This window comes from Pseudomonas carassii (assembly GCF_036324045.1).
Classification (GTDB): domain Bacteria; phylum Pseudomonadota; class Gammaproteobacteria; order Pseudomonadales; family Pseudomonadaceae; genus Aquipseudomonas; species Aquipseudomonas peradeniyensis.
In genome coordinates this window covers 1-16,898 of record NZ_JAZDCT010000002.1, presented here as the reverse complement: position 1 = coordinate 16,898, position 16,898 = coordinate 1, and the positions used below count along the sequence as shown (strand labels likewise).

Sequence of the window (16,898 nt, the reverse complement as noted above, 5' to 3'; positions counted from 1 at the left end):
GATGTGGAGGTGTATCGTTACATCGCTGCTCTGCCTCGGGGTGGGCACGCCGCTGCAGGGTGCCGGCGTCACCGTCGACACGGGCCGGACCTACACCCTGCTCAGCCGTTCGGCGCCGACCTCCGTCCAACCCACCCTGACACCCGCCCAGCGCAGCTGGCTCGCGGAGCGTCGGGAACTGGTGCTGGGCACCTCGGCCCCCGATTACCCACCGTTCGACATCGCTACCGGCGGGCGCGAGTACCAGGGACTGACCGCTGACTACGCCGGCCTGATCGGCAGCGCCCTGGGCCTGCCGGTGCGGGTACAGCGCTTTCCCAGCCGGCCGGCGGCGGTCGCGGCGCTCAAGAGTGGCCATATCGATCTGCTGGGCAGTGCCAACGGCTATGAGGCGCTGACCCAGGGCCTTGCCCTGTCACGCCCCTACGCCATCGACCAACCCGTGCTGGTGACCCGCGAGGATGAAACCCGGGCGCTGGACACGGGCCTGGCGGGCATGCGCCTGAGCATGCTGTACCACTACCTGCCCCCCGGGGAGATCCACGCCAACTACCCCAAAGCCGAGCTGCTCACCTTCGAGTCGTCCACCCAGGCCTTGAATGCCGTGGCCTTCGAGCAGGCGGACGTGTTCATCGGCGATACCATCTCTACCCACTACCTGATCAGCCAGGGGCACCTGCCGCACCTGCGCATGGCCAATTTCGGCAAGCACGAGGCCGTTGGGTTCAGTTTTGCCATGCGCGAGGACGCGCGCACCCTCCAGGCCCTGGTGGACGCCGCGCTCGACGCCCAGCCCAACGCCAGCCGCAACGACATATTCAAGCGCTGGAGCGCCAGCAGCGGCAGCCTGCTGACCGACCGCAAGCTGCAGTTGTCGGCGCGCGAGGAAAAGTGGCTGAGTGAGCACCCGATCATGCGCGTGGTGGTCAACGATACGGCCGCGCCCCTGACGTTCTTCGACAGCAATGATCGTCTGCGCGGCATCGTCGCCGACCTGCTCGAACTGATCCGCCTGCGCACCGGGCTGCGCTTCGAGATCCGCCGTGCCAGTGGCGATGGCGACATGATCGACCAGCTCGAGTCCGGCCGCGCCGACATCATCGCCAGCCTCTCCACCGACGCCCGTCGGGGCAGCCCGCTGCAGGTCAGCCGCCCCTACCTGGAAAGCGCCTACGTGCTGGTCAGCCACACCGGCAGCAACCAGCCCAGCAGCCTCAAGCAACTCAAGGGCAAGCGCGTCGCCGTGCCCCGCGACAGCACCGTGGCCACCCTGCTCGCGACACGCCACCCACGGATCCACCAGGTCGCCACCGAAAGCACCTACTACTCCATGGTGCTGCTTGGCAGCGGCGCGGTGGATGCGGCGATCGCCACCCTGATCGATGCCAACCACATGCTCGCCACCAGCAACAACCTGGTGATCCGCAGCACCGTGGGCACGGAGCCGGCGACATTCTCCATGGCGACCGCCCCCGACGCCAACGAGCTGGGCGCGATCCTCGACAAGGCGTTGCTGAGCATTTCGCCGGAGGAACTGGGGGTGATCAACAGCCGCTGGCGGGACCACGGCCTGCGGGACGACGCCTACTGGCGCAGCTACCGTCGGGTGATCCTGCAGGTGGTGGGAGTCATTGCCGTCCTGCTGGTGCTCGCGCTGGTATGGAATGCCCGGCTGCGCCGCCAGATCAAGCAGCGCCAACGGGCCGAACGGGCGCTCAACGACCAGTTGGAGTTCATGGGCGCCCTGCTCAACGGCACGCCCCATCCGATGTATGTGCGCGATCGCGAGGGACGCCTGCAAAGCTGTAACGACAGCTACCTGCAGGCGGTCGGCGCCAGCCTCGAGCAGGTCCTGGGCAAGCGCCTGGAAGACGCGCCTTACAGCGACTGCGACTACACGCTCCAGGTCCAGGACGATTACCAGCGGGTGATGGCGCAGGGCAAACCGCTGATTCTCGACCGGCCGCTGCGCCTGAAGGATCGCGACCTGACGATCTATCACTGGATCCTGCCCTACCGCGACTCCCTGGGCGAAATGCAGGGCATCATCGGTGGCTGGATCGACATCAGCGAGCGTCGCAACCTGGTCCAGGACCTACGCCTGGCCAAACAGCAGGCCGATGACGCCAACCGCGCCAAAAGTACGTTCCTGGCCACCATCAGCCATGAGATCCGCACCCCGATGAACGCACTCATCGGCATGCTGGAACTGGCCCTCAAGCGCGCCGACCAGGGCAAGCCGGACCGCCCGGCGCTGGAAGTCGCCCATCATTCGGCCAGCGACCTGCTGGGGCTGATCGGCGATATCCTGGATATCGCCCGGATCGAATCCGGGCAAATGTCCCTGACCCCCGAGCCTGTCGACCTGGCGGCCCTGATCGAGTCGGTCGGGCGTGTTTTCGATGGTCTGGCCCGGCACAAGGGCCTGGTGCTGGACGTGGTGATCGCCCGAGAAGCCCGCTGTCATGCCATGCTTGACCCCCTGCGCTTCAAGCAGGTGCTGTCGAACCTGGTGAGCAACGCGATCAAGTTCACCGAACAGGGACAGGTACGCATCACTGTCAGGCTACGCGACGACGGCGATCCAGCCTTGCCGACACTCGATCTGGAGGTCCGCGACAGCGGCATCGGGATACACGAGCAGGACCTGCAACGTCTGTTCTCGCCCTTCGTGCAGGCCAACCCCTACAGCGACGGTGCCCGGGCTGGTACCGGGCTGGGGCTGGTCATCAGCCGTGACCTGTGCGCGATGATGGGCGGCGAGCTCACCCTGCAAAGCCTGCAGGGGGTCGGTACCCGCGTACGCCTGATGATGCCGTTGCAGTGTGTCGAGCCGGTCGCGGCCCTGCCGCGCCCCGCCATCGACATCCTGCAACCCGACCAGCAATTGAGCATCCTGGTGGTCGACGACCACCCGGCCAACCTTCTGTTGATGGCCCAGCAACTGAACTACCTGGGCCTGAGCCAGGAAAGCGCCGAGGATGGACAGGCAGGGCTGCGCAAGTGGCGTGAGGGCTGTTTCGATGTGCTCATCGTCGACTGCAACATGCCGCAAATGAATGGCTACCAGCTGGCCAGGACCGTGCGCCTGGAGGAGCGCCTGCATGAGCGGCCACGCTGTACCATTCTCGGCTACACCGCCAATGCCCAGCCTGAGGTGCGTCAACAGTGCCTGGACGCCGGCATGGACGACTGCCTGCTCAAACCCATCGGCCTGCAGGTGCTGGGGCAACGCCTGAGAGCCATCGCACGGATCACTCGACAGGACGACGTCCGCCCGGCCCCACCACCGCGCTTCGACCTGGAGGGTCTGTCCGCGATCGTCGGCGACAACCTCGCCGACCGCGACCGCATCCTCGACACCCTGCTGCTGAGCCTGCGCCAGGACCTGAAGATCCTGATGGCCATCGACCCGCGGCGTGAAGGCGCCGAACTGGCGCTACAGGCACACAAGATCCTCAGCGCGGGGCGGATGCTGGATGCGCAGGCATTGATCGAGGCGTGCGAGGCACTGGAAGAGACGGACCTGCCTCAGGCTGAACTGAAAAGGCGCCGCCAGGTGCTGGCACGGCATATGCGCCGTGTGGAGAAAGCCCTGGCCAGGCAGCGGGAGTGCCTGGCCGAGGCCGGATGAGGCGGTACAGGCCGTACCGCCAGCATCGTTCAGGAAGCCGGGTTGACCGGCTTTTCCGGGTACCAGGCGTCCAACAGCGGGCTGACTTCGATCTTGGTCAGTTCGCTGCGGCCTTTCAGCCAGGCTTCGACAGCGGCGCGCTGTTCTTCGCTGACCGAACCACGGGTGGCCTTGCAGACCAGGCCGAAGTCGTCGCCGCCGACGTAGTCCAGGCCGTTGGCATCCATGGCTTCGGTCAGGAAGGCGTCGAGGAAGGCATCGATGGCTTCATCGGACAGATCTTCCTTGAAGTCCAGGTTCAGTTCGAAACCCAGCTCCTGGAATTCGTCCACGCACAGTTTCTTGCGCAGACGACGGGAACGGTTGGTAGCCATGAAACAATCCTCTCAATTAATTACGCGCGGCACTTTACCAGTTTCCGGCGCCTAACGGCGCTTTTCCGTCGAATGAAGCCCATGCACGTTCTGCTTGGGGCATAATGCGCACTACATTTGTCCTGGGGCCATCACTTCCTACAGCCCCGTTGTCTTTTCCCTCGCCTGCAGGGTTTGTCCATTTATGATCAAGACGCTCCGCCCACTGCTGCTCGCCGGCCTGTTCCTGCCCCTGTCGCTGTCCGTGCAGGCCGCCGCCGTCAACACCAGCCTGCCACCGAAGGTGCAGCAGGCGCTCAAGACCAACAAGCTGCAGGACTCCGCCCTGTCCCTGGTCATGCTGCCGCTGGACGGCCCGGGCACGGCGACCGTGTTCAACGCCGACGTGTCGGTCAACCCGGCCTCGACCATGAAGCTGGTCACCACCTACGCCGCGCTGGAACTGCTGGGCCCCACCTTCCAGTGGAAAACCGAGTTCTACACTGACGGCACCCTGAGCAACGGCGTGCTGAACGGCAACCTGTACCTCAAGGGTGGCGGCGACCCCAAGCTGAACATGGAGAAGCTCTGGCTGCTGATGCGCGACCTGCGCGCCAACGGCGTGCGCACCATCACCGGCGACCTGGTCCTGGACCGCAGCCACTTCGTCCAGCCCAACCTGCCGCAGTTCGATGACGACGGCGGCGACGAAAACAAACCGTTCCTGGTCAAGCCGGACTCGCTGCTGGTCAACCTCAAGGCCCTGCGATTCGTTGCCCGCAACGATGGCGGCAAGGTCAACGTCTCGGTCGAGCCGCCGATCGCCAGCATCCGCATCGACAACCAGGTCAAAGCGGTGGCCGGCAAGCAGTGCACCGGCGAGGTGCGCTACAACCCGGTCGTCCAACCGGACGGCGTCAGCGTGACGGTCAGTGGCCAGCTCGCCGACGGCTGCAACTCGCAGACCTATCTGTCGCTGCTGGACCACCCGACCTACGCGGCCGGCGCCGTGCGAGCGATCTGGAACGAGCTGGGTGGCAGCATCCAGGGCCGCGACCGCATCGAGAACGTGCCCAAGAGCGCCCGCCTGCTGGCCCGCGCCTTCTCGCCGGACCTGGTGGAAGTGATCCGCGACATCAACAAGTACAGCAACAACACCATGGCCCAGCAGCTGTTCCTGAGCCTTGGCGCGCAGTTCCGCACCGACGCCGACGGCGACGACGCACGGGCCGCCCAGCGTGTGGTGCGTCAATGGATGGCGAAGAAAGGCATCACTTCACCGCACCTGGTGATGGAGAACGGCTCGGGACTTTCCCGCGCCGAGCGGGTCAGTACCCGCGAGATGGCGGCGCTGTTGCAGGCGGCCTGGAAGAGCCCGTACGCAGCCGAGTTCATCAGCTCGATGCCGCTGGTGGGGATGGACGGCACCATGCGCAAGCGGCTCAAGCGCACGGCCATGACCGGCGAAGGGCATATCAAGACCGGCACCCTGAATACCGTGCGGGCGATTGCCGGGTTCAGCCGGGACAGTAACGGACACACCTGGGCAGTGGCGGCCATCCTCAATGACCCCAAACCCTGGGGGGCTTCGCAGGTGCTGGACCAGGTGTTGCTGGATCTTTATCGGCAGCCCAAGGCGGGGAATGGGACTGTTGGGGTGATGCCTTGACCTGATCGGGCCCAGGCTTTCAAGGTGTTGCTTTTGATGCTCGATATTGGCGAAGGTGACGCCTAGTCACCTTCGTTCTCCTGCAGCCCCTCTTCTGGCGAGAACCGGCTCAGGCAATCCCAACCTGATTACGCCCGCTGTTCTTGGCCAGATACAACCCCTTGTCCGCCGCCGAAATCAGTTGCCGGCAATGACTGCCGACACTCGGCGTCAAGGTCGCCAGGCCTATGCTCACGGTCAGGTGCGAGGCCGCCTCGGGCACGGTATGGGCGATCTTCAGACCCATGATGGTCTGGCGCAGCTTTTCCGCCACCAGGCGCGCGCCACCGGGTGAAGTGTTGGGCAGCACCAGGGCGAACTCCTCGCCGCCATAGCGCGCCGGCAGGTCGGTCGGCCGCGAACAGCAGCCACGGATGGCCTCGGCCACCTGGCGCAGGGCCTCGTCGCCGGCCAGGTGGCCGAAACTGTCGTTGAACGCCTTGAAGTAATCGACATCGACCATCAGCAACGACAATTGCTGCTGCTCACGGATAGCCCGGCGCCACTCCAGCTCCAGGTACTCGTCGAAGTGACGGCGGTTGGACAGCCCGGTGAGACCGTCCGAGTTCATCAGCCGCTGCAGCATCAGGTTGGTATCGAGCAACTGTTGCTGGCTCACTCGCAGGGCGCGATAGGCCTCGTCGCGCTGCAGCAGCGTGAGGTAGGAGCGCGAGTGGTAGCGGATACGCGCCACCAGCTCGATGGTGTCCGGCAGCTTCACCAGGTAGTCGTTGGCCCCAGCGGCGAAAGCCGCGCTCTTGACCAGCGGGTCCTCCTTGGTCGACAGGACGATGATCGGGATGTCCTGGGTGGCCGGGTTGTTGCGGTACTCGCGCACCAGGGTCAGGCCATCGAGACCCGGCATGATCAGGTCCTGGAGGATCACCGTGGGCTTGATGCGCATGGCCTGGGCCACCGCCTGGTGCGGGTCGGCGCAGAAATGGAAGTCGATGTTCTCTTCGTGGGCCAGGCCACGGCGCACCGCTTCGCCGATCATCGCCTGATCATCGACCAGCAGGACCATCGCCGCGCTTTCGTTGATGGTCGTGAAACCTTCGATCGGTAGATCATTCATCCGTAGTCACCCATTCACCGCCGGCCACGCGGCGCGCTTCAATACATATCGTCATTTCGAAAAGATTTCCATCAGTCGCCCGGCGATTCGCTCCAACGGACGGATTTCCACCGCCGCGTCAATCGCCGCGGCGGCCTTGGGCATGCCGTACACCGCGCTGCTCTGCTGGTCCTGGGCGATGGTCAGGAAACCCTGCTGGCGCATCAGTTTCAGGCCCTGGGCGCCATCGCGCCCCATGCCGGTGAGCAGCACGCCCACCGCGTCGCCTGACCAGTAGCGCGCCACGCTCTCGAAGAACACGTCAATCGAGGGCCGGTAGATTTCGTTGACGGGCTCGGCAGTGTAGGCCAGCTCGCCATTCTTCAGCAGGCGGATATGGTGGTTGGTGCCGGCCAGCAGCACCTGCCCCGGCTGCGGTGGCTCACCCTCACGGGCCAGACGCACCGGCAGGCCGGACGCGCTGCTGAGCCATTCGGCCATGCCGGCAGCGAACACCTGGTCGACATGCTGGACCAGCACGATGGCCGCCGGAAAGCTGCGCGGCAACCCCTTGAGCAGCACTTCCAACGCCGCCGGCCCACCGGCCGACGAGCCGATGGCCACCAGGGCTCGGCGCTGCGAAGCCTCGCGCAGCGGCGCGGCCACCGCGCGGGCGGCGCTGGGACGCTGCTGGCCGATCAGCCAGCCGATGTTGAGGATCTTGCGCAACAACGGCGCGGCCGCCTCCCGGGCGTCGCCCGCACCCAGCGCCGGGGTATCGACCACATCCAGGGCACCATGGCCCATGGCCTCGAATACCCGGTGCACGTTCTGCTTGCGGTCCACCGTGACGATGACGATGGCGCACGGGGTCTCGGCCATGATCCGGCGGGTGGCCTCGACACCGTCCATCACCGGCATGATCAGGTCCATGAGGATCAAGTCCGGGGTCTGCTCGGCGCACAGGCGCACCGCCTCAGCGCCATTGCCCGCCACCCAGATCACCTGGTGCGCGGGTTCGAAGGCCAACGCACGGCGCAGGGCCTCCACGGCCATGGGCATGTCGTTGACGATGGCGATTCTCATCCCTGTGCACCTCCGATCAGCTCCACGACCGCCTCCAGCAACGCATCATCATGGAAGCTGGCCTTGGCCAAATAATAGTCGGCGCCGGCATCCAGTCCACGACGCCGATCTTCTTCACGATCCTTGTAGGACACCACCATCACCGGCAGCGATTGCAGGCGGTTGTCGCGCCTTACCAAGGTGACCAGCTCGATACCGTCCATGCGCGGCATGTCGATGTCGGTGATCAGCAGGTCGAAATCATCACTGCGCAGGGCGTTCCAGCCGTCCATGCCATCGACGGCCACCGCCACGTCATAGCCGCGGTTGCCCAGCAGCTTGCGCTGCAGTTCGCGTACGGTGAGCGAGTCGTCTACCACCAGGATGCGCTTGCGTGCCACGCCCTTGCCGCCCCGCCCGCCACGTTCGATACGTTCCAGGCGGCCGGTGCTGAGCAGCTTGTCCACCGAGCGCAACAGGTCCTCGACATCGACGATCAGCACCACCGAGCCGTCATCGAGCAGGGCCCCGGCGGAAATGTCCTGGACCTTGCCCAGGCGCGGGTCCAGCGGCATCACCACCAGCACTCGCTCGCCGATCAATCGTTCGACGGCGACCCCGTAGAGCTGCTCGCGCTCACGGATCACCACCACCCGCAGGCTTTGTTCATCGCCCTGGGCCGCCGGCCGGTTGAGCAACTGGCTGGCGGCCACCAGGCCGATATGTCGCCCTTCGTGCCAGAAGTGCTGGCGGCCCTCGATCTGCACAATGGCCTCGGCCGGCACTTCGACGGTGCGCTCAATATGCGCCAGGGGGAAGGCATAAGCCTCGCCGCCCACCTCGACTACCAGACTGCGCACCACCGACAGGGTCAACGGCACTTCCAGGTGGAAGCAGCAGCCCTGCCCCGCCACCTGGGTCAGCTCGATGGAGCCACGCAGTTCGCGGACCATGTGCTGCACCGCGTCCAGCCCGACACCGCGTCCGGAGACCTCGGTGACCGTGTCGCGCAGGCTGAAGCCTGGCAGGAACAGGAACGTCAGCAGCTCGGCCTCGCTCATCTGCGCCACGGTTTCGGCCGGCGACAGGGCGCGCTCGACGATGCTGCGGCGCAGGCGCTCAAGATCGATACCGGCACCATCATCAGACAGCTCGAGGATCAGCAGCCCGGCCTGGTGCGAGGCGCGCAGGCGCACCGTGCCCTCGCTCGGCTTGCCGGCCAGCAGGCGCTGCTCGGGCAGCTCGATACCGTGATCGACCGCGTTGCGCAGCAGGTGCGTCAGCGGCGCCTCGAGCTTTTCCAGCACATCGCGGTCAACCTGAGTCTTCTCGCCTTCAATCAGCAACCGCACGGGCTTGTCCAGCGAGCGGCCGAGGTCGCGAACCATCCGGCTCTGTCCGGTCAGCACATCGGCGAACGGACGCATGCGACAGGCCAAAGCCGTGTCGTAGAGCAACTGCGCGCGCTGGCTGGCCTGCCAGCCGAATTCGTCCAGGTCAGCCGCCTGTTGCAACAGGATTTGCTGGGTTTCGGCCAGCAACTGCTGGGTCTGGGCCAGGGCTTCGAGCACTTCTGGCCCCTGGCCGCTCTCCTCCAGCTGGGCCTTCAGTCCGTCAAGCCCCCGCATGCCCTGGCCATGCATACGCTTCAGACGCTGCAGGGTGGCCAGGTAGGGTTTCAGGCGCTGGGTCTCGACCAGCGACTTGCTCGACAGATCCAGCAGGCTGTTCAGTCGGTCGGCGGTGACCCGCAACACCCGCTCGCCGCCCTCACCACCGCGTTTTCCGGCCTTGCGGGCAGGCACCGGCTCAGCCTCGACGTCGGGTTCAGGTGGCGACAGGGGCTCAGGCTCCGGCAGTGTGGGCTGGACGACTGGCGGCAGGCTCGCTGCGCTCGGCTGCGCGTTGGCCAGCAAGGGCGCCGAGGGGTCGAGCAAGGCCGCCATCTGCGCCAGGAACACCGCCACGGCGGCCTCGCTGTCCTGGTCTCCCGGCGTGGCGATACGCATCAGCAGGTCGGTGCCCTGCAACAGTGCGTCGATATGCTCGGGGCGCAGCAGCAGGCGGCCCTCCTGGGCGGCCACCAGGCAGTCTTCCATGACGTGGGCGACACTGACCCCGGCGTCGATACCGACGATCCGCGCCGCCCCCTTGAGCGAGTGCGCCGCACGCATGCAGGCCTCGAGCTGATCGGGTTGCGCGGGGTTGCGCTCCAGCGCCATCAAGCCCGCGCTGAGCACCTGGGTCTGGGCCTCGGCCTCCAGGCTGAACAGCTCGAGCAGCGACGCATCGCGCATTTGCTCCGGGGTCATGACAGGCTCCGCTTCACGGCTGACATCAGGTGTTGTTCATCCAGCACACGCACGCTGCGCCCACGCCACTGCAGCACCGCCGCAGTGAAGTGCGCCGCATCGCGGCCATTGTCCAGGCTCGCCGGGTCGAGGCGATGGATCCCGTCGATCTCATCCACCGGCACCACCACCGGCCCGCCTTCGGCCGCCAGGATCAGCATGCGCGGCATGCTCCGCCCCCCGCGCTCGCTGCCCGCCTCGACCGGCACGCCCAGCAGGTCGGCCAGCGACAGGCAAGGCACCAGCGCCCCGCGCACATTGGCGACCCCCTGCAGCACCCGCGAACGCTGGTGAGGCAACGAGTGCACCGGCTGCAACGGGGCGATCTCGGCCAGGCAGGCGGTGGCCAGCGACAGCCACTCCTCGCCCAGGCGGAACAGCAGCATCGAGCGGCCGACCGCCTCTTCCTGCACGACTGGCGTCTCGAGCTGTTCATCCTGAATCAGCGCATAGCGGTCGAGCAGGCGCGTGGCCGCCTCGGCATAGACCTCGCAATTGCGGCAATGCACATGCCGTGGCAGCAAAGGGCACTGTTTGTCGCCATGCACCCCGATACGGTTCCAGCAGTCATCGATCTGCTCGTCATCGTGGGCGATCAGTTGCATGTGGTATCCGCCGCTCATCGTTCAGACTCCCGGCCAGCCCGGGCGGCACGTTCCTGCAGGCGTCGCGCGCCCGCCTCGTCACCCTGCGCGGCCAGCAGCATGGCCAGGTGCATCAGCGCCTCCGGGTGCTGCGGCTCGAGGTAGAGGGCCTTGCGGTAATGGGTGATGGCTTGCGCGACATCTCCCTCGGTGTCGCTGAGCAACCCCAGCCAGTAGTAGACCTGCGCCTTGGGCGCGAACGTGCGCAGATAGCGCTCGCAGCCGTCCCTGGCCTGGGCGCTGTCGCCGGCATTGGCATGCTGGGCGATGCTGGCCAGCAGCTGCGCCTCATCCTTGGCCGGCATCGCCTTGGCGACTGGCACGGCATTCGGCCTGCCGACTCGCGGCGGCAGCGTCACGATACGCGGTGGCACGGGTGGCACGACTGCTGGGCGGGCCACTGGCGCCGGCTTGGCGATGATGACCGGCGGCGCTTCATCCTGACGTACGTAAGCGAACGACTGGGCGATCCCCAGCGGCCGCATACCCAGGCGCGCCAGCAGGCTGCCCTCGGCCGGACCGATGAACAGCACGCCCTGGGCATGGGTCAGGTGCTTGAGCACCTCGAACACCCGCTGCTGGGTCGGTACGTCGAAATAGATCAGCAGATTGCGACAGAACACAAAATCGTAAAAGCCTTCACGCGCCCGCAGCGCCGGATCGAGCACGTTGCCCACCTGCAGGCTGACCTGCTGGCGCACCCGCTCATCCAGGCGATGGGCCTCATCGACGGCAGTGAAATGCCGCTCGCGGAAGGCCAGTTCACTGCCGCGGAACGAGTTGCGGCCATAGACCCCTTGCTCGCCCTTGGCCACCGAGCTGGGGCTGATGTCGATGCCGTCGATACGGAATGCCCCGGGGCTCAGCCCGCCGTCGAGCAACGCCATGGCGATCGAATACGGCTCCTCGCCGGTGGAGCACGGCAGGCTGAGGATCCGCAACGGCCGGGCACCAGCCAGCTCAGCCACACGCTTGTGGGCCAGCCCCGCCAGCGCGGTGAAGGATTCGGGATAGCGGAAGAACCAGGTCTCCGGAACGATGACCGCCTCGATCAGCGCCTGTTGCTCATCGGTCGACTGTTGCAACCGTATCCAATAGTCGTCCAGGTTCTCGGCCTGCACGAGTGTGCAGCGCTGGCGCAAGGCACGCTCGACCATCGCCGCGCCGACCGACTCGACGTCCAGGCCGATACGCTCCTGCAAGAAGCGGAAGAAACGCTGCTCAGTCATGCCTGCACCTGCCCTGGCTCCAGCGGATAGAGCAACTCGCGCACCGCGTCCGACAAAAGGTCGTCCAACTCAATGCGTTGCAGCAAGCCCCGGGCGTCCTGGCGCACAGGTCCGAGGTAACGCGCCTCGGCATTGTCCAGCCCGTAGGGTTGGAAGTCGTCAGGCGCGCAGCGCAGGGTATCGGTGGCCTGCTCCAGGATCAGCCCAAGCTGCAACTGCGGACGCTGTGGATCGGCGCGGTAATGCACCAGTACCAGGCGCGTGCTGCTACGCGACTGGGCCGGCGAGCCGAAACTGAGCGCCGACAGGTCGATCACCGGCACCAGCGCACCGCGATGGGCGAGCACGCCGGCCACCCAGGCCGGGGCCTGGGCAATGGGCTTGAGCGCACGATGCGGCAAGACCTCGATCACCTCGCGCACATCCAGGGCGAAACGTTGGTCGGCGATGCGAAACTGCAGGTACAGCACGCCCTTTTCAGTGGTGACGCGCGCCTCGCGGGGGGACATGTCGTTCATCGTCGTCAGACTTTGAACCGCGACACACCACCCCGCAGCCCGGCGGCCACCTGGCTCAGTTCGTCGATCGCGAAGCTGGCCTGGCGCAGCGACTCGACGGTCTGGGTGCTGGCATCGCTGAGCTGGGCCAGTGCCTGGTTGATCTGCTCGGCACCGGTGGCCTGGGCCTGCATGCCTTCGTTGACCATCAGCACCCGCGGCGCCAGCGCCTGCACCTGGTGGATGATCTGGCTCAGTTGCTCGCCGACCTGCTGCACCTCGAACATGCCGCGGCGCACTTCCTCGGAGAACTTGTCCATGCCCATCACCCCGGCCGACACCGCCGACTGGATCTCGCGCACCATCTGCTCGATGTCGTAGGTGGCCACGGCGGTCTGGTCGGCCAGGCGCCGCACCTCGGTGGCGACCACGGCGAAACCACGGCCGTATTCGCCGGCCTTCTCCGCTTCGATGGCGGCGTTGAGCGACAGCAGGTTGGTCTGGTCGGCGACCTTGACGATGGTCACCACCATCTGGGTGATGTTGCTGGCCTTCTCGTTGAGGATCGCCAGCTTGGCATTGACCAGGTCGGCGGCGCCCATCACCTGGTGCATGGTTTCCTCCATGCGCGCCAGGCCCTGCTGGCCGGAGCCGGCGAGGCTCGAAGCCTGGTCGGCGGCGCTGGTGACTTCGGTCATGGTACGCACCAGGTCGCGCGAGGTGGCGGCGATTTCCCGCGACGTGGCGCCGATCTCGGTGGTAGTGGCGGCGGTTTCGGTGGCGGTGGCCTGTTGCTGCTTGGAGGTGGCGGCAATCTCGGTGACCGAGGTGGTCACCTGCACCGACGAGCGCTGGGCCTGGGCCACCAGGTTGGCCAGGGACTCGGCCATCTCGTTGAAGCCCCCCTCGATCGCGCCGAACTCATCCTTGCGGTCCAGGTTCAGGCGCATGCTCAGATCGCCGGAGCGCAGGCCGTCCAGGCCGTGGACGATGCGTTGCATGGGCGCGGTGATCGCCCGCATGAGCAGCAGGCCGCAGACACCAGCGGCGATGATGGCCAGCAACAACGAGACGATCATGCTGCCCTTGGCGGTGTTGACCGCACTGACGATGTCGTTGGTGGCCTGGTCGGCGGACTCGCGGTTACGCTCGATCACCTCGTTCAAATGCTGGCGCCCTTCCTTCCAGGCCGGGGTGAGCACATCCATGATCAAGCGCTGGGCTTCGGGGTAGTTCTTCTGGCGGTAGGTTTCCAGGACCTGGTCGACGAGCTTGACGTACTCCTCCTCCAGACGGGTGAAGTCGTCGAAGGCCGCCTGGTCGGCCGCGTCGCGGATAGTCGCCTGGTAGCTGGCCATATGTTTCTTGAGGCGATCGTCGAAACTCTTGAACAACTCAAGGTCGGCCGTGGTGATCTCGCGGTGGTTGGACAGCCCCACCAACTGCTGGCTGGTGACGTAGCTGTCGACCCAGGCACTGCGGATCATCGAGCTGTAGTAGACGCCGGGGATGCTGTCGGACCCCACGGCTTCCTCGCTGGACTCGATCGCCACCAGCCGCGAGTAGGCGGCCACGATCATCAGCAGCATGATGGCGATGATCACGGCGAAACTTGCCAGGATCCGTTGGCGCAAGGTCCAGTTCTTCACATTCAGCCCTCAGGAATTCGATACGAGCGGGAAAAATCGCCGAAGTATAGCCCAGGCTTCCCGTTCAATTGCGGCTGAATGCAGCGGTATTCAGGCGTCCGTGCCCGTTCAGGTGGCCAAATGCCGGTTCATTGACTCGCGGCAAGCCTGACCTGGTTCTCCAGTTCCTGGCGCAGGTTCGGGTCGAGGCGCAGCTGGCGGGCCAATTCATCGAGATAGGCGCGCTCCATGAAGTTCTCCTGATCGACCATCATCACGCTGGCCAGGTACATCTCGGCGGCCATTTCCGGGGTCTGCGCGGCGCGGGCGACCTCGGCCGGGTCCAAAGGCTTGTTCAGCTCGGCATGCAGCCAGTGCTGCAACTCGCGGTCGCTGTCCAGGCGGGTGAATTCGCCTTCGATCAACGCCCGCTCGCGTTCGTCGATATGGCCATCGGACTTGGCCGCTGCCACCAGCGCCCGAAGCACGGCCTGGCTATGTTGCTCGGCCTGGGCCGGCGGCAGGCGGTCGAGGGTCTGCGGCTCGTGATTGCCCGCGCCCTGGCGCGCCTGCCAGTTGCCATAGGCCTTGTAGGCCAGCACGCCAAGCGCGGCCAATCCGCCGTAGGTGAGCGCCTTGCCGCCGTACTTGCGCGCCTTCTTGTTCCCCAGCAGCAGGCCCATGGCTCCGGCCGCCAACGCGCCACCGCCGGCACCGGACAGCAGGCTGCCGAGGCTACCGGAGCCCTTGTGGCTGGTGCCCTTGCCCTGTTGGTTCTGCAGCATGGATTGACCGGTTTTCAATAGCTGATCAAGCAGACCACGGGTGTTCATCTGGCAGACCTCGCAAGCGTCCAAAGTAGGTAGGGCTCCAGAGTAGGCCGGCAAGCTGAAGCCACGCTTAACGCATTTGCATCCGGATGTTGCCCACCTTGGTTTGTTGGCTCCGCCAGTTGCTTCCAGTAGGGAGCGTTACCATGGCACAGCGGTTTTTCCGCACAACCGCGCGACATTTCCCACGAATTGCCCATGCTGCGCCCTACCGTTGATCTATTGAGCTTCATGGCACTGGTATCACAGAGTGATACCGCGAATGATCATCAGGCAGGAGTTACCCCATGAATGTCATGAACTACCGCGGCTACTCGGCCCGCATCGAATGCAGCGACGAAGACCAGTTGCTGGTTGGCCATGTCGCCGGCATCCGCGATGTGATCGGCTTCCATGGCGAATCGATCAGCGAACTGCGCCAGGCGTTCGAGGAAGCCGTCGACGACCACCTCGAAACCTGCCAGCGCCTGGGGCGCGAACCGCAGAAGACCTACTCCGGAAAACTCAGCCTGCGCCTGGAGCCCACCCTCCACGCCAGCGTGGCGGCCAAGGCCGAGCTGGCGCAGAAGAGCATCAACCAGTGGGTCAGCGACATCCTCAGCCAGGCGGCCAGCGGCTGAGTCAGTCGCGCAAGTCCGACTCGTGGATGGGGTTGGCCCGGCTGGTGGCCCGCTGATACTGCGCCGGCCAGGTCGCCTTGTTGCCACCCAGGTCGTCGTCGGCATGCAATGGCCAGTACGGGTCGCGCAGTAGCTCGCGGGCGAGGAAGATCACATCGGCCTGGCCGGTGCGCAGGATATGCTCGGCCTGGGCCGGTTCGGTGATCATGCCAACGGTGCCGGTGGCGATTTCCGACTCCTTGCGTACCCGTTCGGCGAAGCGGGTCTGGTAGCCGGGGCCGGTGGGGATCTCGGCATTGACCGAGGTGCCCCCTGACGACACGTCAATCAGGTCGACGCCCAGGGCGCGTAGGCGACGGGCCAGTTCGACGGTCTCGTCCGGATTCCAGCCATCCTCGACCCAGTCGGTGGCCGACACCCGCACGAACAGCGGCAGCTCCTGCGGCCAGGCCTTGCGTACCGCCTCGACAACCTGCAGGGTCAGGCGGATGCGGTTTTCGAAGCAACTGCCGTATTCATCGCGGCGCTGGTTGCTCAACGGCGAGAGGAACTGGTGCAGCAGGTAGCCGTGGGCGGCGTGGATCTCGACCACCTTGAAGCCGGCCTGCAATGCCCGCTCGGTCGCGGCGACGAACGCGGCGACCACGTCCTGGACCTCGTCCTTGGTCAATTCACGCGGCGCGGTGTGCTGCGGGTCGAAGGCGATCTTCGACGGCCCGACCGGTTGCCAGCCGCCCTCCTCGATCTTGACGCTGCCCTGCTTGCCGAGCCACGGCCTGTGGGTGCTGGCCTTGCGCCCGGCATGGGCCAGCTGGATACCTGGAACGGCGCCTTGAGCGGTGATGAAACGGGTGATGCGTTGCAGGGGTTTGATCTGGGCGTCGCTCCACAAGCCGAGGTCCTCGGCGGTGATGCGTCCATCGGCGGTGACCGCGACGGCCTCAGTGATCACAAGGCCCGCGCCACCGACCGCGCGGCTGCCCAGGTGAACCAGGTGCCAGTCATTGGCCAGGCCGTCGACGGCGGAGTACTGGCACATGGGGGATACGGCGATGCGGTTGGGCAGGGTCAGCTGACGCAGGGTGTATGGCTCGAGCAGCAGGCTCATGGGGCACCTCCCAGGGACTCCAATGGTTTCCGGGCCGGCTTTTGTGGTTTGGGGTGGGCCGGTACCGGTAGGTTTCAGACTAGACCATGGGGTGGGGGGTGTTCTGGGTTCTTGGGATCCTGGGGTCGGGGTCGGGGTCGGGGATGATTGTTTTGATTTTTTTATGCGCATTCATTG

General features: G+C 65.8%; 13 protein-coding genes. 3 read left to right on the top strand and 10 right to left on the bottom strand.

Features of this window, described 5'->3' with window-relative positions; all coding sequences use genetic code 11:
- Position 1 precedes the first annotated feature (1 nt).
- The gene (locus tag V0R62_RS01525) at positions 2–3,634 is read left to right on the top strand and encodes a transporter substrate-binding domain-containing protein (RefSeq protein WP_330102616.1); all 3,633 of its coding nucleotides are present in this window, start codon (positions 2–4) and stop codon (positions 3,632–3,634) included.
- Positions 3,635–3,663: 29 nt separating this feature from the next.
- Here the strand turns inward: V0R62_RS01525 and V0R62_RS01520 are convergent, their stop codons facing one another.
- On the bottom strand, positions 3,664–4,008 hold the full coding sequence (locus tag V0R62_RS01520) for a YggL family protein (protein ID WP_280082942.1): 345 nt from the start codon (positions 4,006–4,008) through the stop codon (positions 3,664–3,666).
- A 184-nt stretch (positions 4,009–4,192) separates the two neighbouring features.
- On the opposite strand from V0R62_RS01520, the gene dacB reads away from it, so the two are divergent.
- Positions 4,193–5,656 carry a D-alanyl-D-alanine carboxypeptidase/D-alanyl-D-alanine endopeptidase gene (dacB, locus tag V0R62_RS01515; RefSeq protein ID WP_330102426.1) on the top strand — a complete coding sequence of 488 codons (1,464 nt, stop codon included), beginning with the start codon at positions 4,193–4,195 and terminating at the stop codon, positions 5,654–5,656.
- A 109-nt stretch (positions 5,657–5,765) separates the two neighbouring features.
- Here dacB and V0R62_RS01510 read toward each other — a convergent pair whose 3' ends face one another.
- The 8 genes from V0R62_RS01510 to V0R62_RS01475 all read right to left on the bottom strand — a co-directional run bounded on the left by V0R62_RS01510 (position 5,766) and on the right by V0R62_RS01475 (position 14,996).
- Positions 5,766–6,770: a response regulator gene (locus V0R62_RS01510; RefSeq protein ID WP_050704372.1), complete on the bottom strand. Its 1,005-nt coding sequence runs from the start codon at positions 6,768–6,770 to the stop codon at positions 5,766–5,768.
- A gap of 51 nt (positions 6,771–6,821) precedes the next feature.
- The gene (cheB, locus tag V0R62_RS01505) at positions 6,822–7,835 is read right to left on the bottom strand and encodes a chemotaxis response regulator protein-glutamate methylesterase (protein WP_330102425.1); all 1,014 of its coding nucleotides are present in this window, start codon (positions 7,833–7,835) and stop codon (positions 6,822–6,824) included.
- Entirely contained in the window at positions 7,832–10,126 is a 2,295-nt protein-coding gene (locus V0R62_RS01500) for a hybrid sensor histidine kinase/response regulator (RefSeq protein ID WP_330102424.1), read from the bottom strand. Before V0R62_RS01500 ends, cheB begins: the two co-directional genes overlap by 4 nt.
- The gene (locus tag V0R62_RS01495) at positions 10,123–10,788 is read right to left on the bottom strand and encodes a chemotaxis protein CheW (protein ID WP_330102423.1); all 666 of its coding nucleotides are present in this window, start codon (positions 10,786–10,788) and stop codon (positions 10,123–10,125) included. Before V0R62_RS01495 ends, V0R62_RS01500 begins: the two co-directional genes overlap by 4 nt.
- Positions 10,785–12,038: a CheR family methyltransferase gene (locus tag V0R62_RS01490; protein ID WP_330102422.1), complete on the bottom strand. Its 1,254-nt coding sequence runs from the start codon at positions 12,036–12,038 to the stop codon at positions 10,785–10,787. Before V0R62_RS01490 ends, V0R62_RS01495 begins: the two co-directional genes overlap by 4 nt.
- Positions 12,035–12,556: a chemotaxis protein CheW gene (locus V0R62_RS01485; RefSeq protein ID WP_330102421.1), complete on the bottom strand. Its 522-nt coding sequence runs from the start codon at positions 12,554–12,556 to the stop codon at positions 12,035–12,037. The genes V0R62_RS01490 and V0R62_RS01485 overlap by 4 nt, the downstream gene beginning before the upstream one ends.
- A gap of 5 nt (positions 12,557–12,561) precedes the next feature.
- Positions 12,562–14,184, bottom strand: coding sequence for a methyl-accepting chemotaxis protein (locus V0R62_RS01480; RefSeq protein ID WP_330102420.1), 1,623 nt, complete (start codon positions 14,182–14,184; stop codon positions 12,562–12,564).
- Between the two features lie 128 nt (positions 14,185–14,312).
- Entirely contained in the window at positions 14,313–14,996 is a 684-nt protein-coding gene (locus tag V0R62_RS01475) for a tellurite resistance TerB family protein (protein WP_186715138.1), read from the bottom strand.
- 284 nt (positions 14,997–15,280) lie between these two features.
- Here V0R62_RS01475 and V0R62_RS01470 point away from each other — a divergent pair, with 284 nt between their 5' ends.
- Positions 15,281–15,613, top strand: coding sequence for a type II toxin-antitoxin system HicB family antitoxin (locus V0R62_RS01470; protein ID WP_330102419.1), 333 nt, complete (start codon positions 15,281–15,283; stop codon positions 15,611–15,613).
- A 1-nt stretch (position 15,614) separates the two neighbouring features.
- Here V0R62_RS01470 and V0R62_RS01465 read toward each other — a convergent pair whose 3' ends face one another.
- On the bottom strand, positions 15,615–16,721 hold the full coding sequence (locus V0R62_RS01465) for an NADH:flavin oxidoreductase/NADH oxidase (RefSeq protein WP_330102418.1): 1,107 nt from the start codon (positions 16,719–16,721) through the stop codon (positions 15,615–15,617).
- Between the last annotated feature and the right edge of the window lie 177 nt (positions 16,722–16,898).